The 26,091-nt window shown below is 70.4% G+C and carries 24 protein-coding genes; 20 read left to right on the top strand and 4 right to left on the bottom strand.

What is annotated here, in order from left to right:
• Positions 1–40: 40 nt before the first annotated feature.
• From ACYVLJ_RS06820 to ACYVLJ_RS06810, 3 genes are read right to left on the bottom strand one after another with little or no spacing between them, the layout of a single operon-like run.
• Positions 41–184, bottom strand: a complete 144-nt coding sequence (locus ACYVLJ_RS06820; RefSeq protein ID WP_460438083.1) for a hypothetical protein — start codon at positions 182–184, stop codon at positions 41–43.
• 52 nt (positions 185–236) lie between these two features.
• Positions 237–1,361 (bottom strand): o-succinylbenzoate--CoA ligase, encoded by a 1,125-nt coding sequence (gene menE, locus ACYVLJ_RS06815; RefSeq protein ID WP_460438612.1) that lies wholly within the window; start codon positions 1,359–1,361, stop codon positions 237–239.
• A gap of 1 nt (position 1,362) precedes the next feature.
• A complete protein-coding gene (locus ACYVLJ_RS06810; RefSeq protein ID WP_451982674.1) occupies positions 1,363–2,286 on the bottom strand; it encodes a 1,4-dihydroxy-2-naphthoyl-CoA synthase in 924 nt (307 codons plus the stop codon).
• A gap of 57 nt (positions 2,287–2,343) precedes the next feature.
• On the opposite strand from ACYVLJ_RS06810, the gene menD reads away from it, so the two are divergent.
• The 3 genes from menD (at position 2,344) to ACYVLJ_RS06795 (ending at position 6,135) form a co-directional block, all read left to right on the top strand.
• Complete coding sequence (gene menD / locus ACYVLJ_RS06805) at positions 2,344–4,029, top strand: 2-succinyl-5-enolpyruvyl-6-hydroxy-3-cyclohexene-1-carboxylic-acid synthase (RefSeq protein WP_460438082.1); 1,686 nt, start codon at positions 2,344–2,346, stop codon at positions 4,027–4,029.
• A 134-nt stretch (positions 4,030–4,163) separates the two neighbouring features.
• The gene (locus ACYVLJ_RS06800) at positions 4,164–5,675 is read left to right on the top strand and encodes a M1 family metallopeptidase (protein ID WP_451982668.1); all 1,512 of its coding nucleotides are present in this window, start codon (positions 4,164–4,166) and stop codon (positions 5,673–5,675) included.
• Positions 5,676–5,691: 16 nt separating this feature from the next.
• Positions 5,692–6,135: a DUF3592 domain-containing protein gene (locus ACYVLJ_RS06795; protein WP_451982666.1), complete on the top strand. Its 444-nt coding sequence runs from the start codon at positions 5,692–5,694 to the stop codon at positions 6,133–6,135.
• Positions 6,136–6,162: 27 nt separating this feature from the next.
• Here ACYVLJ_RS06795 and ACYVLJ_RS06790 read toward each other — a convergent pair whose 3' ends face one another.
• Positions 6,163–6,999 carry an inositol monophosphatase family protein gene (locus ACYVLJ_RS06790; RefSeq protein ID WP_451982663.1) on the bottom strand — a complete coding sequence of 279 codons (837 nt, stop codon included), beginning with the start codon at positions 6,997–6,999 and terminating at the stop codon, positions 6,163–6,165.
• A gap of 176 nt (positions 7,000–7,175) precedes the next feature.
• Between ACYVLJ_RS06790 and ACYVLJ_RS06785 the strand changes: the two genes are divergently transcribed.
• The 17 genes from ACYVLJ_RS06785 (at position 7,176) to ACYVLJ_RS06705 (ending at position 26,091) form a co-directional block, all read left to right on the top strand.
• Complete coding sequence (locus tag ACYVLJ_RS06785; protein WP_460438081.1) at positions 7,176–8,246, top strand: glycosyltransferase family 4 protein; 1,071 nt, start codon at positions 7,176–7,178, stop codon at positions 8,244–8,246.
• A 2-nt stretch (positions 8,247–8,248) separates the two neighbouring features.
• Positions 8,249–9,352 (top strand): glycosyltransferase family 4 protein, encoded by a 1,104-nt coding sequence (locus ACYVLJ_RS06780; protein ID WP_451982657.1) that lies wholly within the window; start codon positions 8,249–8,251, stop codon positions 9,350–9,352.
• Positions 9,353–9,383: 31 nt separating this feature from the next.
• Positions 9,384–10,073: a demethylmenaquinone methyltransferase gene (locus ACYVLJ_RS06775; protein ID WP_451982654.1), complete on the top strand. Its 690-nt coding sequence runs from the start codon at positions 9,384–9,386 to the stop codon at positions 10,071–10,073.
• Between the two features lie 10 nt (positions 10,074–10,083).
• Positions 10,084–11,370: a geranylgeranyl reductase family protein gene (locus tag ACYVLJ_RS06770; RefSeq protein WP_451982651.1), complete on the top strand. Its 1,287-nt coding sequence runs from the start codon at positions 10,084–10,086 to the stop codon at positions 11,368–11,370.
• Between the two features lie 587 nt (positions 11,371–11,957).
• Positions 11,958–12,377, top strand: a complete 420-nt coding sequence (locus ACYVLJ_RS06765; RefSeq protein ID WP_284750520.1) for an NADH-quinone oxidoreductase subunit A — start codon at positions 11,958–11,960, stop codon at positions 12,375–12,377.
• 4 nt (positions 12,378–12,381) lie between these two features.
• Positions 12,382–12,930, top strand: a complete 549-nt coding sequence (locus tag ACYVLJ_RS06760) for a NuoB/complex I 20 kDa subunit family protein (RefSeq protein WP_460438080.1) — start codon at positions 12,382–12,384, stop codon at positions 12,928–12,930.
• Positions 12,931–12,933: 3 nt separating this feature from the next.
• Entirely contained in the window at positions 12,934–13,683 is a 750-nt protein-coding gene (locus tag ACYVLJ_RS06755) for an NADH-quinone oxidoreductase subunit C (protein WP_451982645.1), read from the top strand.
• Positions 13,680–15,011 (top strand): NADH-quinone oxidoreductase subunit D, encoded by a 1,332-nt coding sequence (locus tag ACYVLJ_RS06750; RefSeq protein ID WP_451982642.1) that lies wholly within the window; start codon positions 13,680–13,682, stop codon positions 15,009–15,011. Before ACYVLJ_RS06755 ends, ACYVLJ_RS06750 begins: the two co-directional genes overlap by 4 nt.
• Entirely contained in the window at positions 15,008–15,865 is an 858-nt protein-coding gene (nuoE, locus tag ACYVLJ_RS06745) for an NADH-quinone oxidoreductase subunit NuoE (RefSeq protein ID WP_451982639.1), read from the top strand. Before ACYVLJ_RS06750 ends, nuoE begins: the two co-directional genes overlap by 4 nt.
• Entirely contained in the window at positions 15,865–17,145 is a 1,281-nt protein-coding gene (gene nuoF, locus ACYVLJ_RS06740) for a complex I 51 kDa subunit family protein (protein WP_460438079.1), read from the top strand. Before nuoE ends, nuoF begins: the two co-directional genes overlap by 1 nt.
• On the top strand, positions 17,142–19,616 hold the full coding sequence (locus ACYVLJ_RS06735) for an NADH-quinone oxidoreductase subunit G (RefSeq protein WP_460438078.1): 2,475 nt from the start codon (positions 17,142–17,144) through the stop codon (positions 19,614–19,616). The genes nuoF and ACYVLJ_RS06735 overlap by 4 nt, the downstream gene beginning before the upstream one ends.
• On the top strand, positions 19,613–20,971 hold the full coding sequence (gene nuoH / locus ACYVLJ_RS06730; protein ID WP_451982630.1) for an NADH-quinone oxidoreductase subunit NuoH: 1,359 nt from the start codon (positions 19,613–19,615) through the stop codon (positions 20,969–20,971). Before ACYVLJ_RS06735 ends, nuoH begins: the two co-directional genes overlap by 4 nt.
• Positions 20,958–21,482, top strand: a complete 525-nt coding sequence (gene nuoI, locus ACYVLJ_RS06725) for an NADH-quinone oxidoreductase subunit NuoI (RefSeq protein WP_451982627.1) — start codon at positions 20,958–20,960, stop codon at positions 21,480–21,482. The genes nuoH and nuoI overlap by 14 nt, the downstream gene beginning before the upstream one ends.
• Positions 21,479–22,333: an NADH-quinone oxidoreductase subunit J gene (locus ACYVLJ_RS06720; RefSeq protein ID WP_451982624.1), complete on the top strand. Its 855-nt coding sequence runs from the start codon at positions 21,479–21,481 to the stop codon at positions 22,331–22,333. Before nuoI ends, ACYVLJ_RS06720 begins: the two co-directional genes overlap by 4 nt.
• Positions 22,330–22,629, top strand: coding sequence for an NADH-quinone oxidoreductase subunit NuoK (gene nuoK, locus ACYVLJ_RS06715; protein ID WP_003081840.1), 300 nt, complete (start codon positions 22,330–22,332; stop codon positions 22,627–22,629). The genes ACYVLJ_RS06720 and nuoK overlap by 4 nt, the downstream gene beginning before the upstream one ends.
• 10 nt (positions 22,630–22,639) lie before the next feature.
• Entirely contained in the window at positions 22,640–24,541 is a 1,902-nt protein-coding gene (gene nuoL / locus ACYVLJ_RS06710) for an NADH-quinone oxidoreductase subunit L (protein ID WP_460438077.1), read from the top strand.
• On the top strand, positions 24,541–26,091 hold the full coding sequence (locus tag ACYVLJ_RS06705; protein ID WP_451982618.1) for an NADH-quinone oxidoreductase subunit M: 1,551 nt from the start codon (positions 24,541–24,543) through the stop codon (positions 26,089–26,091). The genes nuoL and ACYVLJ_RS06705 overlap by 1 nt, the downstream gene beginning before the upstream one ends.

The following is a 26,091-nucleotide window of genomic DNA, read 5'->3' as shown; positions in this document are numbered from 1 at the left end:
CAACGCCATCTCGATCACCCGGCGACGGGAACCCGGGGAGTCAGTTCGTGGTGGGCAGCTGCCAGGTCAGCTGGCCGCTGTTGGGGTCGGCCCCGGGGCCGTCAGCCAAGGCCGCGCCCGCGGGAAGGAGTACCCCCAGCGTGACGGCGGCGCCGATGAAAGCGGTTCTGATCCAGCGCGTCATGGTGAGTAGCCAAGCGGGTGCACCCCGTGCATGTCAACGGCGGTCCCGCCATTCAGCCGCGCGAACCCGACGTAAGTCGCGCTTTCACGGCCTCGCGGTCGATCTTGCCCGGTCCGCGCAGCGGCAGCTCGGCGTCGTATTCGACGTGCTTCGGCGTCGACGCGGCGCCCAGCTCGGCCCGGACCGCGGCGCGCAGGTCGCCGGGTTCACCGGCCGGGACGACCAGCGCCACCACGGCCTCGCCCCACTCCGGGTCGGGCACGCCGACGACGCACGCGTCGCGCACGCCCGGCTGTGCGCAGAGGACCCGTTCGATCGCGTGCGCGGACACCTTCACGCCGCCGGTGTTGATCATGTCGTCGGCGCGGCCGAGGACCTCGATGCGGCCGTCGTCGTGCCGGACCCCGCGGTCGGACGTCGTGAACCAGCCGTCGCGGAAGGCCGCCGCGGTCAGGTCCGGCCGGCGCCGGTAGCCGTGGGCGAGGACGTCGCCCGCGATGCGGATCCGGTCGCCTGTCACGTCGACCTCGACGCCGTCGAGCGGGAAGCCGTCGTAGACGCAGCCGCTGGCCGTCTCGCTCATCCCGTACGCGGGCACGATCCGGACGCCGGCGTCGGCCGCGCGGTCCCGCAGGGAGGCCGACGTCGCGGCCGCGCCGACCACGATCGCGTCGAACGTCTTCGCCGCGGCCAGCCCCGCACCGCCGTCGTCGAGCAGGCGGACGAGCTGGGTGGGCACCAGCGCCGTGTAGCGCGGGCCGCCGTCGAGCGCCGCCGCCGCGGCCGCGAAGTCGTCCGGCCGGAAGCCGGTGCCGGTCAGGAAGGCGGGTTCGGTGCCCGCGAGCAGCGACCGGACCAGCACCTGCAGCCCGCCGATGTAGTGCGCCGGCGTGGCCAGCAGCCACTGCCCGGGGCCGCCGAGGCGCAGGTGCGTGGCTTCGGCGGACGCGATCAGGGCGCGGGCCGACAGCAGCACGCCCTTGGGTGCGCCGGTCGACCCCGACGTGGCGATGACCACGGCGGTGTCCGGCTCGGCGGGCTCGTCCGGCGCCATCGCGTCCCGCAGTGCCGGGTCGGTGAACGGCAACACGGCCGGGCCGCCGCCCAGCGCGTCCGCGATGGCGTTCTTCAGGGACTCGAGCGCCTCCGGAGAGCCGTCGAGTCCGATCGGGAGCAGTTCAGTAGTAATAGGGGACGTCCTTGAAGTCGGGGTCGCGCTTCTGCAGGAACGCGTCACGGCCTTCGACGGCTTCGTCCTGCATGTACGCCAGCCGGGTGGTCTCGCCGGCGAACAGCTGCTGGCCGACCATGCCGTCGTCGGTGAGGTTGAACGCGTACTTCAGCATCCGCTGGGCCGTCGGCGACTTGCCGACGATCTCCCACGCCCAGGTCAGCGCCTCTTTTTCGAGGTCGGCGTGCGGGACGACGGCGTTCACCGCGCCCATCCGGTGCATCTGCTCGGCCGAGTACTCGCGGCCGAGGAAGAAGATCTCGCGGGCGAACTTCTGGCCGACCATCTTCGCCAGGTAGGCCGAGCCGTAGCCGCCGTCGAACGAGCCGACGTCGGCGTCGGTCTGCTTGAACTTCGCGTGCTCGGCCGAGGCGAGCGTGAGATCGCACACGACGTGCAGGGAGTGCCCGCCGCCCGCGGCCCAGCCCGGCACGACCGCGATCACCGGTTTCGGCAGGAACCGGATCAGCCGCTGGACCTCGAGGATGTGCAGCCGGCCGGCCCGCGCGGGGTCCACCGTGTCGGAGGTCTCGCCGCTCGCGTACTGATAGCCGGAGCGTCCGCGAATACGCTGGTCACCACCGGAGCAGAACGCCCACCCGCCGTCCTTGGGCGAGGGGCCGTTGCCGGTGAGCAGGACGCAGCCGACGTCCGAGCTCATCCGGGCGTGGTCCAGCGCCCGGTAGAGCTCGTCGACGGTGTGCGGGCGGAAGGCGTTGCGGACCTCCGGGCGGTCGAACGCGATGCGCACGACGCGCTTGCCGCCCCGGTTCTCAGCGGAGCGGTGGTAGGTGATGTCGGTGAAGGCGAAACCTTCGACCTCGGTCCACGCGGCCGGATCGAACAGCTCGGAAACTCGGGCGTCATCCACGTTTGGGAGAATAGGACCTGTGGACATATCTGATCTCGATGGATGCGAGGCCTGCCGGTGAACCCTTCCACCGCGCAGGCCAGGGTCATCGTCGACGAACTCGTCCGCAACACCGTTTCGCACGTCGTCCTCTGCCCGGGCTCCCGCAACGCGCCGCTGTCCATCGCGCTGTACGACGCGGCGGCCGCCGGGAAGCTCCAGCTGCACGTCCGCATCGACGAGCGCGGCGCCGCGTTCCTCGCGCTCGGCATCGCCGCGCGCACCGGCCGCCCGGTGGCCGTGCTCTGCACGTCCGGCACCGCGGCCGCGAACTTCCACCCCGCCGTCCTAGAGGCCGACCGGGCGGGTGTCCCGCTGATCGTGCTGACCGCCGACCGGCCGCCCGAGCTGCGGGCCGCGGGCGCGTCGCAGGTGATCGACCAGCACCAGCTCTACGGCGACGCCGTCCGCTACTTCGACGAGCTGGCCGTCGCCGAGCGGCGGGCCGGCCAGAACTCGTACTGGCGCAGCCAGATCTGCCGGGCGTGGAACGCCGCCTACGGCGAGTGGCGCTGCGGCCCGGTGCACCTGAACATCCCGTTCCGCGAACCCCTCGTGCCCGACCTCGACGACAGTGGTGCTACCGGTGAGTGGTACGAGTCCCTCGACGGCCGTCCCGACGGCTCCCGCTGGACCGAGCTGCCGGACTTCGGCGCGCTGCCGTCGTTCGTCGTGCCCTCGGCGCGCCACGGCCTGGTGATCGCGTGCGACACCGGCGTCCAGGCCGCCAGCGAGTGGGCCGAGCAGCACGGCTGGCCGGTCGTGTCGGAGACCGGCGGCCTTGGCCTGTCCGGCGGCACGGCGATCTCGTCCGGCGCGTGGCTGCTGGGCGTCGAGGAGTTCATCACCAAGCACAAGCCGGAGCAGGTCCTCTGCCTCGGCCGGCCGACGGTGTTCCGGCAGATCCAGAAGGTGATCTCGGACGCCGACGTCGAGGTCCTGCTGGTCCGCCCGGACTCGGACTGGCCGGCGCCCGCGCACAACGTCCGGCAGGTCGGGCAGTGGTTCGACGAGCCGACGAAGCCGGCCGACCCGGAGTGGCTGGCGAGCTGGCGCCGCGCCGACGCGGCCGCGTCCTCGGCGGTGGCGTCGGTGCTGGCCGCGGAGCCGTGGCCCTCGGGCCTGCGCCTGGCGTCGGAGCTGGTGGACGCGCTGCCGGCGGACTCGCTGCTGGTGGTCGGCTCGTCCAACCCGACGCGCGACGTCGCCCTGGCGGGCCGCCTGCGCCCGGACGTCCTGGTGCACCGCAACCGCGGCGTCGCGGGCATCGACGGCACGGTCTCGACGGCCATCGGCGCGGCGTACGTCCACCGCGGCCCGTCGTACGCCCTGCTGGGCGACCTGACGTTCCTGCACGACGCGTCCGGCCTGCTGACCGGCCCCGCGGAGCAGCGCCCTGACCTGACGATCGTGGTCTGCAACGACGACGGCGGCGGCATCTTCTCGCTGCTGGAGCAGGGCGCGCCCGAGCACGCGGCGAGCTTCGAGCGCGTCTTCGGGACGCCGCACGGGGCCGACCTCGGCGCGTTGTGCGCGGGGTACCGGGTGCCGCACGTGGTGGCGGAGACGCTGACGGAGTTCCGCGCGGCCCTGCGGCCGGCGCCGGGTCTGCGGGTCGTCGAGGTGCGCGTCGACCGGTCGCGGCACCGTGACCTGCACGCCCGCCTGCGGGCGGCGGTGTCCACCGCGGTCTCGGCCGGCTGATTGGGACATAACGCCACGTCAAGCGGTTTCCGATCTTGATCCCAGTAGGCAAGAACCTTCCTTCGGCTGTACCTGGCCCCTTCTTGGCTGGCTACGTTCGAGCGCGCTGATCCTCACCCGTTGGAGGGATTCGAATGCGTGCAAGAACTCGCACCGGCCTCGGCGCGCTCGCGGCCGGCGTCGCCTCGGTGCTGCTCGTGGGTACCGCCAGTGCGGCCCCGGCGCCCGGCGCACCCGGTGTCGGTGACCCCTACTACCCGAACGCCGGCAACGGCGGCACGGACGTCCTGCACTACGACATCCGCCTGACCTACCAGCCCGCGACCGACGTCCTCGCCGGGACGACGACGCTGCTGCTCACCGCCACGCAGGACCTGTCGCGGTTCGACCTGGACTTCGCGCTGAAGGCGTCGAGCGTGCGGGTGAACAACCGCCCGGCCCAGTTCACGAACCAGACCGGCAACGGCGAACTCGTCGTCACGCCCGCGCAGCCGCTGCTCAAGGGCCAGACCGCGACCGTCGTCGTCGCCTACTCGGACACGCCGTCGACGGAGAAGGTCGACGGGCTGAACGCGTGGAAGAAGGGGTCCTTCGGCGCGCTCGGCGTCGACGAGCCGCAGAGCTCGGCGTGGTGGTTCCCGGCCAACGACCACCCGACCGACAAGGCGACCTACGACGTCTCCATCGAAGCTCCGGACGACAACGTTGCCGTCACCAACGGAACCCTGGTCCGGACGCAGAAGAGCCGCGCCGGCTGGACGCGCTGGCAGTGGCGCAGCACGAAGCCGCAGGCCACGTACCTGACGTCGTTCATCGTCGGCAAGTACGAGCTGAACCAGTCGACGACCCCGGACGGCAAGCCGTTCATCACCGCGTACGGCTCCGACCTGGGCGACTCGCTGTACGCGGCGAAGGCCAGCGTCGAGCGGACGCCGGAGATCGACGAGTTCCTGGCCACCCAGTTCGGCCCGTACCCGTTCGAGGCCGAAGGCGGTGTCGTGACCAGCGGCATCACGTTCTCGCTGGAGAACCAGACCCGGCCGACCTACGGCGTGCGCAACTTCCGCGCGGGCTCGAACACGACGCTGATCGCGCACGAGAACGCCCACCAGTGGTTCGGCGACAACGTCTCGCTCGGCCGCTGGAGCGACATCTGGCTGAACGAGGGCTTCGCGTCCTACGCCGAGTGGCTGTGGTCGGAGCACGAGGGCGAGGGCACCGTCGCCGAGCTGGCGCAGTACACGTACGACTCCAACCCGGCCGACGGCGACCTGTGGAAGCTCGTCCCGGCCGACCCGGGCGCCGACAACCAGTTCGACAACGCCGTCTACGACCGCGGCGCGCTGACGCTGCAGGCGCTGCGGACCGCCGTGGGCGACGACGCGTTCTTCACCATCCTGAAGACGTGGCAGGCGCAGCGGGGCGGGTCGAACGGGCGGATCCTGGACTTCATCGCGCTGGCGGAGAAGGTCTCGGGCAAGCCGCTGCACGACCTGTTCCAGACCTGGCTGTACACCGCGGGCAAGCCGTCCGTGGGCCCGAACGGCGCGGCGGCTTTCGCGGCCCGGACGGCCTCGGTGAAGCCCAAGTCGTTCGACCAGATCCAGCAGAACCACCGGAACCTCGCCGCGGAACACGCGGGGTAGCCGCTACGCTCGCGGCGTGAGCACGAGAGGTGAGCGGGTGAGGCGCGTCGGGTGGTGGGCCACCCTCGGCGTCGCCTCGCTCCTCACCGTGATGTGCGTCTGCCTGCTCTTCGCGGCGATCCGCAACGACGGCGCGATCGAAGCCCAGCTGGGCACGGCGAACGCCACCGTGGACTCGGTGGCGTTCGACCGCACGATCATCCACTTCGAAACCCCGGACGGCATCGTCCACAGCCCGTCGAACGGCGTCCTGTACCCGGACGGCCTGGCCGCCGGTCAGCTGGTCCGCATCGAGTACGACGCGTCGGACCCCGAGCTGGCCCGGGTCGCGGGTCGCTCGGCGACGTTGACGCTGCTGCCGCTGGGGAGCTTCGTGTTCTTCACGTGGCTGGTGGCCGGGCCGCTGCTGTGGTGGATCCGCCGGGTGAACAAGCGCACGAAGGTGCCCGCCCCGGCCTGACCCGGAGCGTCAGTTTCACGGGAAAGTTCATCCCGCGTGGGCCGTCTCCTGCCACCAGCCCAGCACCTCGTCCGCCACTCCGGGGGCCGCGACCAGCAGGCCGTCCGTCGGCAGCGCCGTGTCCTCGCCGTGCTTGTCCAGCACCACCGCGCCGGCCTCGATGGCCATCGCCACCGAGCCCGCCACGTCCCATTCGTGGTAGCTGTGCAGCACCGCCGCGGCCGCGTGCCCCAGCGCGACCTGGGCGATCGACAACGCCGCCGACCCCAGTACCCGGACCCCGGCGTGGGCCGCCGCCGCGCGCTCGATGAAGCCGCCCATCCCCGGCCACGGGCCCTTCCGGGCCAGCTCCGTGCAGACGATCGCGCCCGCCGTCACGCAGCGGTCGGCCAGCTGGACCGGCTTGCCGTTCGCGCGGGCCCCTCGTCCGCGCGCGGCCGCGTAGATCTGGGCCCGGTACGGGTCCGCCACCACGCCCACCACCGGTCCGGACGCGTCGACCAGCGCCAGGCTGTACGCGCACCACGGCACGCCCGCGACGTAGTTCGCCGTGCCGTCCACCGAGTCCACCACCCAGCGGTACTCGGCGACGTCCGCGCCGTGGTCGGCGCCGAACTCGTGGCCGACCACCGGGATGCCCGGGAACTCCGCCGTCAGCACGCGCCGGGTGTGCCGCTCCAGGATGCGGTCGGTGTCGGTGACCCAGTCGAACGGCGAATCCAGTGTCGAGGGGTGCGCACCGCGGCCGGCGGTCGCGGTGATCACGTCGGTGGCGTCGTTGGCCAGCCGCCCGGCCACTTCGAGCGCCCTCGACAGCAGGCCGGGCTCGACGGGCCGCGGCGGCCGGGAGGACAAGAGGGTCATGCCTGCTTAGTCTGGGCCAGCCTGGTTTCCGGGACACGACCTTGAGATGACATGTCGTAGCCGATCTGTTCCGGAAGCGTTGGCCGCCGTGTCACGCGGCCGCCAGGATCGGGTGCGATCGTCGGATCGTGCGAGTCGCCATAGTCACCGAAAGTTTCCTGCCCCAGGTGAACGGCGTGACCAACTCCGTCCTGCGGGTCGTCGAGCACCTGCGCGAGCGCCGGCACGACGTGCTGATCATCGCGCCCGGCCCCGGCCCGGACTCCTACCGCGGCGCCCCGGTGATCCGGATCCCGGCCCTCGACTTCCCCGGGGTCAACTCCCTGCCGATCGGCCTGCCGACGCGCACGGTGCTGAACGCGCTCACCGCGTTCGGCCCGGACGTCGTGCACCTCGCGTCGCCGTTCGTCGTCGGCGCGCGGGGCCTGGCCGCGGCGCGCCGGCTGCGGGTGCCGTCGATCGCGGTCTACCAGACCGACATCGCCGGCTTCGCCGCCGCGTACGGCTTCGGCATCGCCGCGCGCGCCGCGTGGCGCTGGGTGCGGCGGCTGCACTCGCGCGCCGACCGGACCCTCGCCCCGTCCAGCGACTCGGTCGAGCAGCTGGAGCTGCACGGCGTCCCGCGCGTGCACCGCTGGGCCCGCGGCGTCGACATCGAGCGGTTCTCCCCGGCGCACGCCGACCCGGACCTGCGGGCCGAGCTGGCGCCGGACGGCGAGCTGCTCGTCGGGTTCGTCGGACGGCTGGCGCCCGAGAAGGAGGTCGACCGGCTGGCCGCGCTCGCCGGGATGCCCGGGATCCGCGTGGTCGTCGTCGGCGACGGGCCCGAGCTCGAAAACCTGCGGGAGCAGCTGCCCGACGCGGCCTTCCTTGGCGCGAAGTACGGCGAAGACCTCTCCGCGGCGTACGCGAGCTTCGACGTCTTCGTGCACACAGGCCCGCACGAGACGTTCTGCCAGGCGGTGCAGGAGGCGATGGCGTCGGGCCTGCCGGTCCTCGCGCCGGACGCGGGCGGCCCGAAGGACCTCGTCCTGCCCGGCCGCACCGGCTACCTGCTGCCCGCCGACCGCGAGCGGTTCGGCCCCGCGCTCGTCGAGAAGGTCGGCGCGCTGCGGGACCCGGCCCTGCGGGCGAGGCTCGGCGAGAAGGCGCGCAAGGTCGTGCTGGGCCGCACCTGGCCGGCCGTCTGCCGCGAGCTGATGGGGCACTACGAAGCCGTGCAGGGCCGGGCCGCCCGCGCGGCCTGACGATGCACATCGTCCAGCTCGCCAACTTCTACGGGCCGCGCTCGGGCGGGCTGCGCACGGCGCTGCACCACCTCGGCGCGGGGTACGTCGCGAGCGGCCACAGCGTCACGCTCGTGGTGCCCGGCACGCGCTACGCCGACGAAGTCCTGCCGACCGGCGTGCGCCGGTTCTCGCTCCCGGCGCCGAAGATCCCCGGCACCGGCGGCTACCGGGCCGTCGACCCGCACCGCGTCCGCGCGGTCCTGCGAAGACTCGAGCCGGACCGGCTGGAGGTGTCGGACCGGTTGACGCTGCGGGGGATGGGTGGCTGGGCGCGGCGGCACGGCGTCCCGAGCACGGTGATCTCCCACGAGCGCCTCGACCGGCTCCTGGAGCAGTTCCTGCTGCCCGAGCCGGTGGCGCGCCGCGTCGCGGACGTCGCGAACCGGCGGATGGCGGCGAGCTACGACACGGTCGTCTGCACGACGGCGTTCGCGCGGGCGGAGTTCGACCGGATCGCCGCGCCGAACGTCCACCGGGTGCCGCTCGGCGTCGACCTGGCGACGTTCCGCCCCGCGATGCGCGACGACGGCTGGCGCACCGACCTCGCCGGGGGAGCGGACGCCCTGATCGTCCACTGTGGACGTCTGTCGCCGGAGAAGCACGTGGAGCGCAGCGTGGACACCGTCGCTTCGCTGACCGAAGCCGGTGTGAAGGTCCGGCTGGTGGTGGCCGGGGACGGCCCGCGACGGCGCGCGCTGGAGCGCCGGGCGCGGGGCCTGCCGGTGACGTTCCTGGGGTTCCTGTCCGGCCGCGGCGACGTCGCCCGGCTGCTGGCCAGCGCGGACGTCTCGCTGGCGCCGGGCCCGCACGAGACGTTCGGGCTCGCCGCCCTCGAAGCCCTGGCCTCGGGGACGCCGGTGGTGGTGTCGGCGTCGTCGGCGCTGCGGGAGATCGTGCGGCCGGGCTGCGGCGCGGCGGTGGACGACCACGCGCCCGCGTTCGCCTCGGCGGTCACCGACCTCCTCGACAGCCCCGAAGACCTGCGCCGCGCGGCCGCCCGGGCCCGCGCGGAGGAGTTCACCTGGCCCGCCGCCGTGGCCGGGATGCTGGCCACCTTCCGCTGAACGTCCCGGCGCACCGGTCTAGATTCGTGTCATGTCACGCGCAAGCCTGGACAAGGACCCGCACGAAGTCGCCGCGATGTTCGACGGCGTCGCGTCCGGGTACGACCGGGCGAACTCGTTCATGACCTTCGGCTTCGACCGCCGCTGGCGCACCACCACCGCCCGCGTGCTCGACGCCCGCCGCGGCGAGAAGGTCCTGGACCTGGCCGCCGGCACCGGGGTGTCCACGGTCGAGTACGCCCGCGGCGGCGCCTGGTGCCTGGCCGCGGACTTCTCGTTCGGCATGCTCCGCGCGGGCAAGCACCGCAACGTGCCGATGGTGGCGGCTGACGCGCTCAACCTGCCGTTCGCCGACGAGAGCTTCGACGCCGTGACGATCTCCCTCGCGCTGCGCAACTTCGTCGACCCGAAGGCGGCGCTGACGGAGATCGCCCGCGTGGTGAAACCGGGCGGCCGCCTGGTGATCTGTGAGGTCTCGACGCCGCCGTTCGCGCCGATCCGGTTCGTCCACCGGCGGTTCATGCTGCGGCTGCTGACCTGGGTCGGCAAGCGGACGTCGTCGAACCCCGAGGCCTACTCCTACCTGGCCGAATCGATGCTCACCTGGCCCGACCAGCGGACCCTCGGCGAAATCATCGCGAGCGCGGGCTGGACCGACGTCGAGTGGTTGAACCTCACATTCGGTGTCGTGGCCATCCACCGGGCGCGCAAGCCTGCCTAGACTCGCGAGTATGACGCGACGCACCGCAGACCAGGACGCCGAAGTCATCGTCGTCGGCGCCGGGCCCGCTGGGTCCACCGTGGCCACCTACCTGGCACGAGCGGGCGTCGACGTCCTGCTGCTGGAGAAGACCGAGTTCCCGCGCGAGAAGGTCTGCGGCGACGGCCTGACCCCGCGCGGCGTCAAGCAGCTCATCGACCTGGGCATCGACACCAGCGAGGACGCCGGCTGGGTGCACAGCCGCGGCCTGCGGATCCTCACCGGCGACCTCACGCTCGAACTCGACTGGCCCGACCTGACGAGCTACCCGCCGTACGGCGTTTCGCGGACCCGTCACGACTTCGACGACCTGCTCGCGAAGCTCGCGGTCAAGGCGGGCGCGCGGCTGTACGAGCGCACCACGGTCACCGGCGCGATCACCAGCCCCGCCGGGCGCGTGGTCGGCGTCGAGGCGAAGGTCGGCCCGGAGCGGACGCCGGTGCACTACCGCGCGCCGCTGGTCCTGGCCTGCGACGGCGTGTCCGCGCGGCTCGCGCTGAGCGTCGGCATCCAGAAGAACGAGAAGCGCCCGATGGGCGTCGCGGTGCGCCAGTACTACAAGAGCCCGCGCCACGACGACCCGTTCATCGAGGGCCACCTCGAGCTGTGGGACCGCTCCGACCCGCGCGACCCGAAGCTGCTGCCCGGCTACGGCTGGGCGTTCCCGCTCGGCGACGGCACGGTGAACGTCGGCCTCGGCATGCTGTCGACGTCGGCGTCGTTCCGGAACACGGACTACCGCGCGCTGCTGCGCCAGTGGCTCGACGGGACACCGGAGGAGTGGGGCTACCGCGAGGAGAACGCGATCGGCAAGGTCGGCGGCGCCGGGTTGCCGATGGGCTTCAACCGCACCCCCCACTACCGCGACGGCCTCCTGCTGCTCGGCGACGCCGGCGGCATGGTCAGCCCGTTCAACGGCGAGGGCATCTCGGCGGCGATGGAGTCCGCGCAGGTCGCGGCGGAGGTCGTCGTCCAGGCGCTGGCGCGTCGTGAAGGCCCGTCGCGCGAGCGGGCTTTGGAGGCGTACCCGCGGGCCGTCGGCGAGCTGATGGGCGGCTACTACCGCCTCGGCAACGTCTTCGCGAAGATCATCGGCAAGCCGAAGATCATGCACGCCTGCACCAAGTACGGCCTGCGCATCAACAAGCTGCTGCCGCTGGTCTACAAGGGCCTGTCGGGCTGCTACGACGCGAAGGGCGGCGACGGCGTCGACCGCCTCATCGCCGCCCTCGCCCGCGCCACCCCCACCCCGCGCTGACTTCACGCCCGTGCGCCCCGGGGCATCACGCGTGATCAGCAAGGCATCACGCGTGATCAGAGGGGCATCAGCGTGATGCCCGCCCAATCACGCGTGATGCCTCTCCAATCACGCGTGATGCCTCTCCAGACACGCGTGATGCCCCTGCGGGCACAGTCTTTCCGTACGCGCGGACACACGAGTGGCCTAGCAAGTTGGCCGTGCGGCCAGTGGGATAGCTCACACCGTGATGTCCGGATTGTCCGGTCAAGAAGTGATCTTGCGGAGACTTCGCGCAGGTCGCACGCGCGCCGTCATCGAGCCGTGACAACGTTGGCGCTCGAACTTAGGGTGCCCTTATAACACGGGGCCCTAGGGACAAGAGTGTGAGTCGCGTCCTAGACTCCCCCCATGCTTTGTGAATCGCTTCACATCCACGACGAGTGGCTTGTGAACTATTTCACAAGCGGGCCCCGGCGCAGCCACGGGCCGTAAGGAGACCCTGACCCTCGGCGGTGTGACCCAGGTCCCTTAGGGTGCCGACGAGGCCAAGCGGTTCCCCACCACAAGCACAACCGCATCGGCGCGGAAAGGATGGCGAAGACCCCGTGCTGACGTTGCTGACCCGAACCGACACGGTGCAGCTGGCGCAAGAGGCCCCGAGCCTGAAGCCCTACTTGCCCATCGTGATCCTGTTCGTCCTGGCGCTCGGTTTCGCCGTGCTGTCGGTCCTGCTGGGCCCGCTCGTCGGACCCAGCCGGTACAACAAGGCGAAGCTCGAGGCGTACGAGTGCGGCATCGAACCGTCCCCGCAGCCGCTCGTCGGCGCCGGGCGGATGCCGGTGGCCTACTACATCACCGCGATGCTGTTCATCCTGTTCGACATCGAGATGGTCTTCCTCTACCCGTTCGCCGTGCAGGCGAACGCGCTGGGCACGTTCGGCCTGGTGGAGATCCTGCTGTTCATCGCGACGGTCGGCTTCGCGTACGCCTACGTGTGGCGGCGCGGCGGCCTGGATTGGAACTAGACCCATGGGCCTCGAAGAGAAACTCCCCAACGGCATCCTGCTGGCCAGCCTCGAAAGTCTCGTCAACTGGTCGCGGAAGAACTCGATGTGGCCGGCCACCTTCGGGCTCGCTTGCTGCGCGATCGAGATGATGACCGTCGGCGGTTCGCGCTACGACATCGCCCGCTTCGGCATGGAGCGCTTCAGCGCGACGCCGCGGCAGGCCGACCTGATGATCGTCGCCGGCCGGGTCACGCAGAAGATGGCGCCGGTCCTGCGCCAGATCTACGACCAGATGGCCGAGCCCAAGTGGGTGCTCGCGATGGGCGTCTGCGCCTCCTCGGGCGGCATGTTCAACAACTACGCGGTCGTCCAGGGGGTCGACCACGTCGTACCGGTCGACATGTACCTGCCCGGCTGCCCGCCGCGGCCGGAGATGCTGCTGGACGCGATCCTCAAGCTGCACGCCAAGATCCAGGACGAGCCGATCAACGCCCGCCGCGCCGCCATCCGCGCCGCCAGCGGGGCCCGCACCGAGCTCGTCCCGTCGTCGATCAAGTACGCGAAGAAGTAAGCGATGACTGAAACTCCTGAGACCGGCGGCGAGCAGTCCAGCGCCGACCGTCCCGAAGGCGGCCTCGAGCCGCAGGGCGTCCGTCCCGCCGAACCGGTCGTCACCGGCCGCGAACGCCAGGGCATGTTCGGCGTCCACGGCACCGGCGACACCTCCGGCTACGGCGGCGTCCGGCTCCCGGCCTACAGCCCCGCGCCGGCCGAGCGCCCGTACGGCGGCTGGTTCGACCAGTTCGCCGACGAGTTCTACGCGGCCCTGTCGGACAACAAGATCCCGGCCGACGCCATCCTGCAGACGACGGTCGACCGCGGCGAGATCACCTTCTACGTCGCCCGCGAGCACCTGGTCGCGATCGCGAAGGTGCTGCGCGACGACGGCGGGCTGCGCTTCGAGCTGCTGTCCTCGGTGTCCGGTGTGGACTACGGCGTCGACGTCCCGCAGCGGCTGCACTCGGTGTACCACTTCACGTCGCTGACCTACCGCCGCCGGATCCGGCTCGAGGTCACCCTCGACGTCGAGGACCCGCACGTGCCGTCGCTGGTCGGGATCTACCCGACGGCCGACTGGCAGGAGCGGGAGACCTGGGACATGTTCGGCATCGTCTACGACGGCCACCCGGCGCTCACCCGGATCCTCATGCCGGACGACTGGGACGGCCACCCCCAGCGCAAGGACTACCCGCTCGGCGGGATCCCGGTCGAATACAAGGGCGCGGAAATCCCGCCGCCGGACCAGCGGAGGTCGTACTCGTGACTGTCAACGACGAAACCACCGAAGTCCCCGAAGCGGATTCCCGCGACACCACCGAAGGCCGCGTCTACTCGGTCTCCGGCGGCGACTGGGACGACGTCGTCGCCGACGCCCAGCACGACGAGCGCATGGTCATCAACATGGGCCCGCAGCACCCGTCGACGCACGGCGTGCTCCGGCTCGTGCTGGAGATGGAGGGCGAGACCGTCACGCAGCTGCGGTCGGTCATCGGCTACCTCCACACCGGCATCGAGAAGAACTGCGAGTACCGGACCTGGACCCAGGGCGTCACCTTCGTGACGCGCATGGACTACCTGGCCCCGCTTTCGACGGAGATGGCGTACTGCCTCGGCGTCGAGAAGCTGCTGCAGATCGAGGCCCCGCGCCGCGCGCAGCTGCTGCGCGTGATGCTGCTGGAGATCAACCGCATCGGCTCGCACCTCGTCTACATCGCCACCGGCGGCATGGAGCTCGGCGCCACCACCGCGATGACGCTCGGCTTCCGCGAGCGCGAAGAGGTGCTGCACCTGCTGGAGCACCTGACCGGCCTGCGCATGAACCACGCGTTCATCCGCCCCGGCGGTCTCGCGCAGGACATGCCCGAGGACTACCACGAGAAGGTCAGCGAATTCATCAAGACGATGAAGAAGCGCCTTCCGCTGTACGACAAGCTGTTCACCGGGCAGCCCATCTGGCGGAACAGGCTCAAGGGCGTGGGCTACCTGCCGGTCGACGCGTGCCTCGCGCTCGGCGTCACGGGCCCGGTGCTGCGCAGCGCCGGCCTGCCGTGGGACCTGCGCAAGACCGAGCCGTACTCCTGCTACGACGAGTTCGAGTTCGACGTCCCGGTCGACAACGGCGCCGACTGCTGGTCGCGCTACCTGATCCGCGTCCACGAGATGCACGAGAGCCTCAAGATCATCGAGCAGTGCCTCGAGAAGCTCGAGCCGGGCCCGGTCATGGTCGAGGACAAGAAGATCGCGTGGCCGGCGCAGCTGTCCATCGGCAGCGACGGCATGGGCAACTCGCTCGAGCACGTCAAGAAGATCATGGGCCAGTCGATGGAGTCCCTGATCCACCACTTCAAGCTGGTCACCGAGGGCTTCAAGGTGCCGGCCGGGCAGGTCTACACGTCGGTCGAGTCGCCGCGCGGCGAGCTGAGCGCGCACCTGGTGTCCGACGGCGGCACCCGGCCGCTGCGGGTCCACGTGCGCGAACCGAGCTTCGTGAACCTGCAGTCGATGCCCGCAATGGCCGAAGGCGGCCTGGTCGCGGACGTGATCGCCGCGATCGCCTCGATCGACCCCGTCATGGGGGGAGTGGACCGATGAGCACAGCAGTTCCCGAGCCCGGGCCGAACTACGCGGACACCACGCACGCCGCGGCCGGGCCCGACACCGACGTCGTCGCCATCGCGCCGGACCCCGATGTCGCCGCCGGGATCATCACCGAGACGCCCCTCGAGGACATCTTCGACGCCGACATCCACGCGAAGGCGCAGGAGCTGATCGCGCGCTACCCGCAGTCCCGCTCGGCGCTGCTGCCGATGCTGCACCTCGTGCAGTCCGTGCAGGGCTACGTCAGCCAGGAGGGCATCGCGTTCTGCGCGAAGCAGCTCGACCTGTCCGACGCCGAGGTCAGCGCGGTCGCGACGTTCTACACGATGTACAAGCGCAAGCCGTGCGGCGAGCACCTCGTGAGCGTCTGCACCAACACGCTCTGCGCGGCCATGGGTGGCGACGCGATCTACAAGAAGCTCCAGACGCACCTCGGTTCCGAGGAGAACCCGCTGGGGCACAACGAGACCGCGGGCACGCCGAACGAGCCGGGCTCGCTCACCCTCGAGCACGCCGAGTGCCTCGCGGCCTGCGACCTCGCCCCGGTCATCCAGGTCGACTACGAGTACTTCGACAACCAGACCGAGGAAAAGGCCGTCGCCCTGGTCGACGCGCTGCGGGCGGGCAAGAAGCCGGCCCCGACGCGCGGCGCGCCGCTGTCGAGCTTCAAGAACGCCGAGCTGCAGCTCGCGGGGTTCTTCCCGGAGAACGAGACGGCCTTCCGCCGGGACGTCGACGGCCCCTCGCAGGCCGTCGAGACGCTGCGGGGCGCGAAGCTCGCGCAGGACCGCGGCTGGGTCGCCCCGGTGGCTTCCGATGTCCCTCTCCCGGAAGTGGAGAAGAAGTAATGGCTGATCCCATCACTCCGGTCCTCACGAAGCGCTGGCTGTCGCCGAACTCCTGGCAGATCGGGACGTACGAAGCACTCGAGGGCTACACCGCCGTCCGCAAGGCACTGGCCGGGACGCCCGAGCAGCTCGTCCAGCTGGTCAAGGACTCCGGTCTGCGCGGCCGCGGCGGCGCGGGGTTCCCGGCCGGCGTCAAGTGGTCCTTCATGCCGCCGAACTTCGACAAGCCGCACTACCTGGTCATCAACGCCGACGAGGGCGAACCCGGTACCTGCAAGGACATCCCGCTGATGATGGCGGACCCGCACTCGCTCATCGAAGGCTGCATCATCGCCTCGTACGCGATGCGCTCCAACCACTGCTTCATCTACGTCCGCGGCGAGGCGCTGCACTGCATCCGCCGCCTCAACGCGGCGGTCCGCGAGGCCGAAGCGGCCGGTTACCTGGGCGAGAACATCCTCGGCTCGGGCTTCGACCTCAAGATCACCGTCCACGCGGGAGCGGGCGCGTACATCTGCGGTGAGGAGACGGCGCTGCTCGACTCGCTGGAGGGCCGTCGCGGCCAGCCGCGGCTCAAGCCGCCGTTCCCCGCGGCCGCGGGCCTGTACGCGGCGCCGACCACGGTCAACAACGTCGAGACCATCGCGTCCGCGCCGTTCATCGTCAACGGCGGCTCCAGCTGGTTCCGCGAGATGGGCCGCGAGAAGTCGCCCGGCCCGAAGATCTACTCGATCTCCGGCCACGTCGAGAAGCCCGGCCAGTACGAGTGCCCGCTCGGCACCACGCTGCGCGAGCTCCTGGACATGGCGGGCGGCATGAAGGACGGGATCCCGCTCAAGTTCTGGACCCCGGGCGGCTCGTCGACCCCGATGTTCACCGCCGAGCACCTCGACGTCCCGCTGGACTTCGAAGGCGCGGCGGAAGCCGGGTCGATGCTCGGCACCACGGCCGTCCAGGTCTTCAACGAGACCGTGTCGGTGCCGTGGGCCGTGATGAAGTGGACGCAGTTCTACGAGCACGAGTCCTGCGGCAAGTGCACGCCGTGCCGCGAAGGCACGTACTGGCTGGCCCAGATCCTCGAGCGCATGGTCGAGGGCCACGGCACCGAAGAGGACATCGACACCCTCCTCGACGTCTGCGACAACATCCTCGGCCGGTCGTTCTGCGCCCTCGGCGACGGCGCGGTGTCGCCGATCCAGAGCGGCATCAAGTACTTCCGCGACGAATTCCTGGCTCTGTGTGAGTCGAACAAGCGTGAGCTGGTGGGAGCAGAGGCATGACGATCGCCCCCGACAAGCCCGAGACGACCGAGACGCCGGTCCCCGAAGGCCACGTGAAGCTGGTCATCGACGGCGAAGAGGTCATCGCCCCCAAGGGCGAACTGCTGATCCGCACGGCCGAACGCCTCGGCACGGTCATCCCGCGGTTCTGCGACCACCCGCTCCTCGACCCGGCCGGCGCCTGCCGCCAGTGCCTCGTCGAGGTCGAGATGGGCGGCCGGCCGATGCCGAAGCCGCAGGCGTCCTGCACGATGACCGTCGCCGACGGCATGGTCGTCAAGACCCAGCTGACGTCGCCGGTCGCGGACAAAGCCCAGCAGGGCGTGATGGAGCTCCTGCTCATCAACCACCCCCTGGACTGCCCGATCTGCGACAAGGGCGGTGAGTGTCCGCTACAGAATCAGGCCTTGGCCCACGGCCGGACTGAATCTCGATTCGTGGACACGAAGCGGACGTTCCCGAAGCCGCTGCCGATCTCGACGCAGGTGCTGCTCGACCGCGAACGCTGCGTGCTCTGCCAGCGCTGCACCCGGTTCTCCCGCGAGATCGCCGGCGACCCGTTCATCGAGCTCCTCGAGCGCGGCGCCCACCAGCAGATCGGCACCGCGGAGACGGCGGACGTGCTCGACATGGCGTCGCGGACGACGTCCGGCCAGCCGTTCCAGTCCTACTTCTCCGGCAACGTCATCCAGATCTGCCCGGTCGGTGCCCTGACGAGCGCCGCCTACCGGTTCCGCTCCCGCCCGTTCGACCTGGTGTCCTCGCCGAGCGTCTGCGAGCACTGCTCGTCCGGCTGCGCCGAGCGCACGGACTTCCGCCGCGGCAAGGTCCAGCGCAAGCTGGCCGGCGACGACCCGGAAGTCAACGAGGAGTGGATCTGCGACAAGGGCCGCTTCGCCTTCCGCTACACGACGGCCGAGGACCGCATCCGGCGTCCGCTGGTCCGCAACCGCGAGACCGGTGAGCTGGAAGAGGCGTCCTGGACCGACGCGCTGCGCGCCGCCGCGACGGGGCTCACCGAGGCCCGCGCCAACGGCGGCGTCGGCGTCCTGCCCGGCGGCCGGCTGACCGTCGAGGACGCCTACGCGTACTCGAAGTTCGCCCGCGTCGCGCTGCAGACCAACGACGTCGACTTCCGGGCCCGCGCCCACTCGGCCGAGGAGCTCGCGTTCCTCACCTCGCACGTCGTGGGCGTGACGCCGGAGTCCGGCGTCACCTTCGGCGAGATCGAGCGGGCCCGCACGGTCCTGTGCGTCGCCTTCGAGCCCGAGGACGAGGCCCCGATCGTGTTCCTGCGGCTGCGCAAGGCGGCCCGCAAGAACCGCACCCGGGTCGTCCACTTGGGACAGTGGACGACGTCGTCGGTGCGCAAGACGTTCGGCGAGCTGCTCGCCTGCGTCCCGGGCGCCGAGGCCGCCGCGATCGAAGGCATCGCCAAGCACGCGCCGGACCTCGACGAGGCCCTGCGCGGCGAGCACGCCGTCGTCCTGGTCGGCGAGCGCGCCGCCCAGGTACCCGGCCTGTTCTCCGCGCTGCACGACTTGGTGGAGCGCACCGGCGTCCGGCTCGCGTGGATCCCGCGCCGCGCCGGCGACCGCGGCGCGCTGGCCACCGGCTGCGTGCCGACGCTGCTGCCGGGCGGGCACCGGGTGGGCGACGACTCGGCCCGCGTGGCCGTCGAAAACGCCTGGGGCGTCCCGATCCCGGCCACGCCGGGCCGCGACGTGACCGGCATCCTGCAGGCGGCTTCGGGTCGCGACCTCGGCGGCCTGGTCGTCGGCGGCGTCGACCCGTACGACTTGCCGGACCCGGACCTCGCGCTGCGCGCGCTGGACAACGCCGGGTTCGTCGTCAGCCTCGAACTCCGCCACAGCGCGGTGACCGAGCGCGCGGACGTCGTGCTCCCGGTGGCGGCGTCCGACGAGAAGGCGGGCAGCTACCTCAACTGGGAGGGCCGCACCCGCCCGTTCGACGTCACCCTCGAAGGCACCGGCGCCCTGCCGGACTGCCGGGTGCTCGACACGCTCGCCGTCGAGATGGACGCCGACCTGTTCACGCAGACGCCGGCCGCCGCCCGCGGCGACTTCGAGAAGCTCGGCCCGGCCTCGGCGCTGCGCTGGGGGAACGTCGAGGCGGAGACCGGGGGCGCCACTGCGGCCCCGGGTGCCGGCCAGGCGGTTCTGTCGAGCTGGCGCCAGCTGATCGACAACGGGTCCCTGCAGGACGGCGAGCCGCACCTGAAGGGCACCCAGCGCACGCCGGTCGCGCGGCTGTCCGCGAAGACCGCCGAAGGCCTCGGGACCACCGTGAAGGTGAGCACCGAGCGCGGCGCGATCACGCTGCCCGTGGAGATCGCGGACCTGCCCGACGGCGTCGTGTGGCTGCCGGGCAACTCCGACGGCTCCGCCGTGTTCAAGACGCTCGGCGCCGGCCATGGCGCCGTGGTGAACCTCGCTGGGGGTGAGCAATGATCCCGCTGCTGACACAGGTCACGGACGTGCCCGTGGGCAGTGTGCCGGACGCGGCGACGCGGGCGGCGCTGCTGGCGGACGACCCGTTGTGGCTGATCCTGATCAAGTGCGTGGTCATCCTGCTGATCGGGCCGATCTTCACGATCTTCCTGATCGTCTGGGAGCGCAAGGCCGTCGGCCGGATGCAGAACCGGCCCGGCCCCAACCGCGTCGGCCCCGGCGGCTACCTGCAGTCCCTCGCGGACGCGATCAAGCTGCCGTTCAAGGAACAGATCATCCCGGACACGGCCGACCGCAAGGTGTACTTCCTCGCGCCGGTCGTGTGCGTGGTGCCCGCGCTGATCGCGCTGTCGGCCATCCCGTTCGGCCCGGTGGTCTCGATCTTCGGCGAGCGGACCGTGCTGCAGCTGCTCGACCTGCCGGTCAGCGCGCTGGTGATCCTGGCCTGCTCCTCGATCGGCGTCTACGGCATCGTGCTCGCCGGCTGGTCGTCGGGCTCGCCGTACCCGCTGCTCGGCGGCATGCGCAGCGCGGCGCAGGTGATCTCCTACGAGATCGCGATGGGCCTCTCGATCGTCGCGGTGATCCTGCAGGCCGGGTCGCTGAACCTGGCCGACATCGTCGGCGCGCAGCACAAGGTGTGGTTCCTCTACCTGGTCCCGAGCTTCGTGATCTACCTGATCTCGATGGTCGGCGAGACCAACCGCGCCCCGTTCGACCTCCCCGAGGCCGAATCGGAGCTGGTCGGCGGCTTCCACACCGAGTACAGCTCGATGAAGTTCGCGATGTTCTTCCTCGCCGAGTACGTCAACATGGTGATCGTTTCGGCGTTCGCGACCACGCTGTTCCTCGGCGGCTGGATGGCCCCGTGGCCGCTGTCGCTGATCGGGAACAACGTCCTCAACACCGGCTGGTGGCCGCTGCTGTGGTTCTTCGCGAAGATGTTCGTCCTGCTGTTCGGGTTCATCTGGCTGCGCGGCACGCTGCCCCGCCTGCGCTACGACCAGTTCATGCGCCTGGGCTGGAAGGTCCTGGTCCCGCTGAACCTGGTGTGGATCGTCATGGTCACCTTCGCGAAGGTCATCACCTGGAACACCGTGTCGATCATCGTCGCCGCGGTCGCGATCTTCATCGTCGTCGCCCTGTTCTTCTACGTCCGCGTGTCGGGCCGTGAAGAGGAGAGCGAGACCGTGCCGGTGACCGGCGGCGGCTTCCCGGTCCCGCCGCTCGATCTCAAGGTCCCGCAGACCACCCCGCGTCAGAAGGCTTTGGCCAAGGCCGAGGCGAAGGCGGCCCGCCGCAAGCCGGCGGCCGTCGGTACCGCAAAGGAAGGAGCGCAAGATGGGGTTCTTTGATCCCGTCAAGGGCTTCGGCGTCACCTTCGGGATGATGTTCAAGAAGGTCGCCACCGAGGAGTACCCGGAGGCGGGCGCGCCCGCCGCGCCGCGGTACCACGGCCGGCACCAGCTGAACCGCCACCCGGACGGCCTCGAGAAGTGCGTCGGCTGCGAGCTGTGCGCGTGGGCGTGCCCGGCGGACGCGATCTTCGTCGAGGGCGGTGACAACACCGAGGAGGCCCGGTACTCGCCGGGCGAGCGGTACGGCGCGGACTACCAGATCAACTACCTGCGCTGCATCGGCTGCGGCCTCTGCATCGAGGCGTGCCCGACGCGGTCGCTGACGATGATCAACTTCTACGAGCTGGCCGACGACGACCGCCAGCGGCTGATCTACACGAAGGAAGACCTGCTCGCCCCGCTGCTGCCCGGCATGGAGCAGCCGCCGCACCCGATGCGGCTCGGCGACAACGAGCAGGACTACTACGTGAACGGCCCCGAGCTGGCGCGCGGGGAGGCCTCGAAGTGATCACCGCCCTTCTGGCCCAGACCCCGACCGGCGCGGCGGCCGGTGTCACCACCGGTGAGGCCATCGCGTTCTGGATCCTCGGGCCGCTTTCGCTGCTCGGCGCGCTCGGCATGATCTTCTCCCGCAACGCCGTGCACTCGGCGCTGTGGCTCGTGCTGACGATGCTGAGCCTGGGCGCGCTGTACATGATCCAGTCGGCGCCGTTCCTGGGCTTCACGCAGATCATCGTCTACACCGGCGCGATCATGATGCTCTTCCTGTTCGTGCTGATGCTGGTCGGCCGGGAGAGCTCCGACTCGGTCGTCGAGGTCCTGCGCGGACAGCGGCTGGCCGCGACGGTGCTCGGCATCGGGATCGCCGCGCTGCTGGCCACGGGCATCTACCGGGCCATGGAGAACGTCACCCCGGCGACGCCGCTCGACTCGACGACGTCGGCGGGCGGTGGCCCCAAGGGCCTCGGGAAGCTGATCTTCACCGACTACCTGTTCCCGTTCGAGCTGACGTCGGCGCTGCTCATCACGGCCGCGATCGGCGCGATGGTGCTGGCCTTCACCGACCGGCACGCCAAGGGCGGCAAGAAGACGCAGAAGGAACTGGTCGTCGACCGCTTCCGCGGCGAGCACGACCGGCCCTCTCCGCTGCCCGGCCCGGGTGTCTTCGCCACCGCCAACTCCGTCGCCACGCCGGCGCTGCTGCCGGACGGCTCGATCGCCCCGGAGTCGCTCTCGGCGATCATCGAGTCGACCTCGGCGATCGAGCTGGCCAAGGAACGCAAGCTCGTCTCGGACGACGTCGAGCACCCGGACGCGCACGCGCTGGTCGGTTCGGAACCCGAAGGGGAGAAGGAATGACCCCGACGTACTACCTGCTGCTCTCGGCGCTGCTGTTCGCGCTCGGCGCGGTCGGCGTGCTGGTGCGGCGCAACGCGATCGTCGTGTTCATGTGCATCGAGCTGATGCTCAACGCCGTGAACCTGTCGCTGGTCACGTTCGCCCGGATCAACGGCGGGCTCGACGGCCAGATCATGGCGTTCTTCGTCATGGTCGTCGCGGCCGCCGAGGTCGTGGTCGGCCTGGCGATCATCATGGCCATCTTCCGCACCCGGCGCTCGGCTTCGGTCGACGACACCAACCTGCTGAAGTACTAGGAGACACCGAGTGACCGCATCATCGTGGCTGCTGGTGGCCCTTCCGGCTCTCGGTGCCCTGATCCTGCTCTTGGCGGGTAAGCGCGCGAAGGCGTGGGGGCATCTGCTCGGCTGTGCCACCGTCACCCTGGCTTTCATCTACGGGCTGATCCTGTTCTTCAGCGCGAACACGAGCACGGCGACCGACGTCAAGGTGTACTCGTGGATCCCGGTCGGCCAGCTGCAGGTCGACTTCGGGCTGCGGATCGACGCGCTGTCGCTGACGTTCGTGCTGCTCATCACCGGCGTCGGCATGCTGATCCACTACTACTCGATCGGCTACATGGCCGACGACGAAGGCCGGTACCGCTTCTTCGCGTACCTGAACCTCTTCGTCGCGTCGATGCTGATCCTGGTGCTGGGCAACAGCTTCGTGACGCTGTACCTCGGCTGGGAAGGCGTGGGTCTCGCCTCGTACCTGCTCATCGGCTGGTACCAGGGCCGCCCGTCCGCCGCGACCGCGGCGAAGAAGGCGTTCCTGATGAACCGCGTCGGCGACGTCGGGCTCGCGCTGGCGATCTTCATCATGTTCAAGTACGCGGGCTCGACCGGCTACGCGCAGGTCTTCCAGGCGGTCGGCGACGGCAAGTTCTCGCCGGGCGCGATCACCGCGATGGCGATCCTGCTCCTGCTGGGTGCCTGCGGTAAGTCCGGTCAGTTCCCGCTGCAGGCCTGGCTCCCGGACGCGATGGAGGGCCCGACCCCGGTGTCGGCCCTGATCCACGCGGCGACGATGGTCACGGCCGGCGTCTACCTGGTCGCCCGCTCGAAGGACATCTTCAACGCCACCGAAGACGGCCGCCTGATCGTCACGCTGGTCGGCACGGTGACGCTGCTGCTCGGGTGCATCATCGGCTGCGCGTACGACGACATCAAGAAGGTCCTCGCGTACTCGACGGTCAGCCAGATCGGCTACATGATGCTGGCGGTCGGCCTCGGGCCCATCGCGTACGCGCTGGGCATCATGCACCTGGTCGCGCACGGCTTCTTCAAGGCCGGGCTCTTCCTCGGGGCCGGGTCGGTCATGCACGGCATGAACGACGAGGTCGACATGCGGAAGTTCGGCGGCCTGCGCAAGCACATGCCGATCACCTTCATCACCTTCGGCCTCGGCTACCTGGCCCTGATCGGCATCCCGCCGCTGTCGGGCTTCTTCACCAAGGACGCGATCATCGAGGCGGCGTTCGGCCAGGGCGGCTGGCGCGGCTGGGTGATGGGCGGTGCGGCCCTGCTGGGCGCCGGGCTCACCGCGTTCTACATGACCCGCCTGATGGTGATGACGTTCTTCGGCAAGGAGCGCTGGAAGGACCTCAAGAGCGCCGACGGCCACGACTTCCACCCGCACGAGTCCAAGGCGATCATGTGGGTCCCGATGGCCGTGCTGGCGGTCGGTTCGGTCGGGGCCGGTGCGTTCTTCGCCCTCGGCGACCGCTTCGCCCACTGGCTGACCCCGTCGGTCGGCGAGCTGGAAGAGGCGCACAACTCGCCGCTGAGCGCCGGGGTGATCTCGGTGGGCGCGATCGTCTTCTCCCTGCTGGGTGTCCTGATCGCGTACCTGATCTTCCGGCGTGACGTGCCGGTCGAGCGCCCCGAGCGCGTCTCCTTCGTCACCCGGGCCGCGCGCAAGGACCTCTACGGCAACGCCCTCAACGAGACGCTGGTCGCCCGCCCGGGCACCTGGCTCTCGCGGGCGCTGGTGTACGTCGACAACCGCGGCGTCGACGGCGCGGTCAACGGCCTCGCCGCCGGGCTCGGCGGCGGCTCCGGCCGGCTGAGGCGGCTGCAGACCGGGTTCGTCCGGTCCTACGCGCTGTCGATGCTGGGCGGCACGTTCCTGCTTCTGGCGGCTCTCCTGCTGGTGAGGTTCTCCTGATGACCTGGTTGCTGATCCTCATCCTGGTGCCGCTGCTCGGCTCCCTGGTGCTGGCGTTCCTGAAGGGGAACGACCGTGCCGCGGTGCTGGCCGCGCTGGCGTTCTCGGTCCTCGAGTTCCTGCTGATCATCCCGTTCTGGCTCAGCTACTCGCCTTCGGGCGCGCGGCTGCAGATGACGTCGAGCTTCGACTGGATCCCGAGCTTCGGGGTGCACATCGCGTTCGGCACCGACGGCATCTCGCTGATCATGATCGCGGTGATCGCGCTGCTGGTGCCGATCGTCGTCGGCGGGCTCGGCACCATGGACAAGCTGCCGGCGGGCCGCAGCGCGGGCGGCTTCCTGTCGCTGATCCTGCTGCAGGAAGCGCTCACGATCGGCGTCTTCGCCGCGACCGACGTCTTCCTGTTCTACGTGCTGTTCGAGATCATGCTGATCCCGATGTACTTCCTCATCGGCGGCTACGGCGGCGCGAACCGGCAGTACGCGGCGGTGAAGTTCTTCCTCTACTCGTTCCTCGGCGGCCTGATCATGCTGGCGTCGGCGATCGGGGCGTACTCGCTGGCGTCGGACAAGCTCGGCAAGGGCACGTTCGACTGGGCCACGCTGGTGACGGTGGTGCGCGACGCGCCGACCGGCACGCAGGTCTGGCTGTTCCTCGGGTTCTTCCTGGCCTTCGCGATCAAGGCGCCGCTGGTGCCGTTCCACACCTGGCTGCCGGACGCGGCGGGGGAGGCGCCGATCGGCGTCGCCGTCCTGCTGGTCGGCGTGCTGGACAAGGTCGGCACGTTCGGGTTCCTGCGCTACTGCCTGCCGATGTTCCCGGAGGCGAGCAAGACCCTGGCGCCGCTGGTGCTGGTGCTCTCGGTGATCGGCGTCCTCTACGGCTCGATCCTCGCCGCGGGCCAGCGGGACATGAAGCGGTTCATCGCCTACGTCTCGATCGCCCATTTCGGGTTCATCTCGCTGGGCATCTTCGCGTTCAACGAGCAGGCGATGGTCGGCTCGGCGACGTACATGCTCAACCACAGCCTCGCCACCGGCATGCTGATCGTGGTCATCGGCCTGGTCGTCGCGCGCGGCGGGTCGACCCGCATTTCGGACTACGGCGGCATGGCCAAGGTGACCCCGGTGCTGGCGGGCCTGTTCCTCCTCGCCGGTCTGTCCACCTTGTCCCTGCCGGGCACCAACTCGTTCGTCTCCGAGTTCCTGGTGCTCATCGGGTCCTATGTGGACCAGCCGGTGTACACGATCCTCGCCACGGTCGGCATGGTCCTCGCCGCGGCGTACGTGCTCTGGCTCTACCAGCGCGTCATGCAGGGCCCGGTCCGCGGTGACGCCCTCGTGGGTGTCGGCGGAGGCCCGGGCACGGCGATCGCGCCGGAGCTGGGCGCGAAGAAGGCGATTCGCGACCTGGGCGGCAAGGAGATCGCGCTCCTCGCGCCGCTGGTCGTGCTGATCATCGTTCTCGGCTTCTACCCGAAGCCGGTGCTCGACACAGTCACCCCGACGGTGCAGCAGACGCTGTCCGCGGTCCAGGGAGGCAAGTAA

The organism is Amycolatopsis stemonae (assembly GCF_054781455.1).
This window is presented reverse-complemented; position numbering and strand designations above follow the sequence as displayed.

What these genes read in the sequence shown, in the direction of transcription:
- ACYVLJ_RS06820 (WP_460438083.1), bottom strand. Translation starts at nt 184, where the DNA reads ATGACGCGCTGGATCAGAACCGCTTTCATCGGCGCCGCCGTCACGCTG.
- ACYVLJ_RS06800 (WP_451982668.1), top strand. Translation starts at nt 4,164, where the DNA reads ATGCGTGCAAGAACTCGCACCGGCCTCGGCGCGCTCGCGGCCGGCGTC.
- ACYVLJ_RS06790 (WP_451982663.1), bottom strand. Translation starts at nt 6,999, where the DNA reads ATGACCCTCTTGTCCTCCCGGCCGCCGCGGCCCGTCGAGCCCGGCCTG.
- ACYVLJ_RS06780 (WP_451982657.1), top strand. Translation starts at nt 8,249, where the DNA reads ATGCACATCGTCCAGCTCGCCAACTTCTACGGGCCGCGCTCGGGCGGG.
- ACYVLJ_RS06775 (WP_451982654.1), top strand. Translation starts at nt 9,384, where the DNA reads ATGTCACGCGCAAGCCTGGACAAGGACCCGCACGAAGTCGCCGCGATG.
- ACYVLJ_RS06770 (WP_451982651.1), top strand. Translation starts at nt 10,084, where the DNA reads ATGACGCGACGCACCGCAGACCAGGACGCCGAAGTCATCGTCGTCGGC.
- ACYVLJ_RS06760 (WP_460438080.1), top strand. Translation starts at nt 12,382, where the DNA reads ATGGGCCTCGAAGAGAAACTCCCCAACGGCATCCTGCTGGCCAGCCTC.
- ACYVLJ_RS06755 (WP_451982645.1), top strand. Translation starts at nt 12,934, where the DNA reads ATGACTGAAACTCCTGAGACCGGCGGCGAGCAGTCCAGCGCCGACCGT.
- nuoE (WP_451982639.1), top strand. Translation starts at nt 15,008, where the DNA reads ATGAGCACAGCAGTTCCCGAGCCCGGGCCGAACTACGCGGACACCACG.
- nuoF (WP_460438079.1), top strand. Translation starts at nt 15,865, where the DNA reads ATGGCTGATCCCATCACTCCGGTCCTCACGAAGCGCTGGCTGTCGCCG.
- ACYVLJ_RS06735 (WP_460438078.1), top strand. Translation starts at nt 17,142, where the DNA reads ATGACGATCGCCCCCGACAAGCCCGAGACGACCGAGACGCCGGTCCCC.
- nuoH (WP_451982630.1), top strand. Translation starts at nt 19,613, where the DNA reads ATGATCCCGCTGCTGACACAGGTCACGGACGTGCCCGTGGGCAGTGTG.
- nuoI (WP_451982627.1), top strand. Translation starts at nt 20,958, where the DNA reads ATGGGGTTCTTTGATCCCGTCAAGGGCTTCGGCGTCACCTTCGGGATG.
- nuoK (WP_003081840.1), top strand. Translation starts at nt 22,330, where the DNA reads ATGACCCCGACGTACTACCTGCTGCTCTCGGCGCTGCTGTTCGCGCTC.
- ACYVLJ_RS06705 (WP_451982618.1), top strand. Translation starts at nt 24,541, where the DNA reads ATGACCTGGTTGCTGATCCTCATCCTGGTGCCGCTGCTCGGCTCCCTG.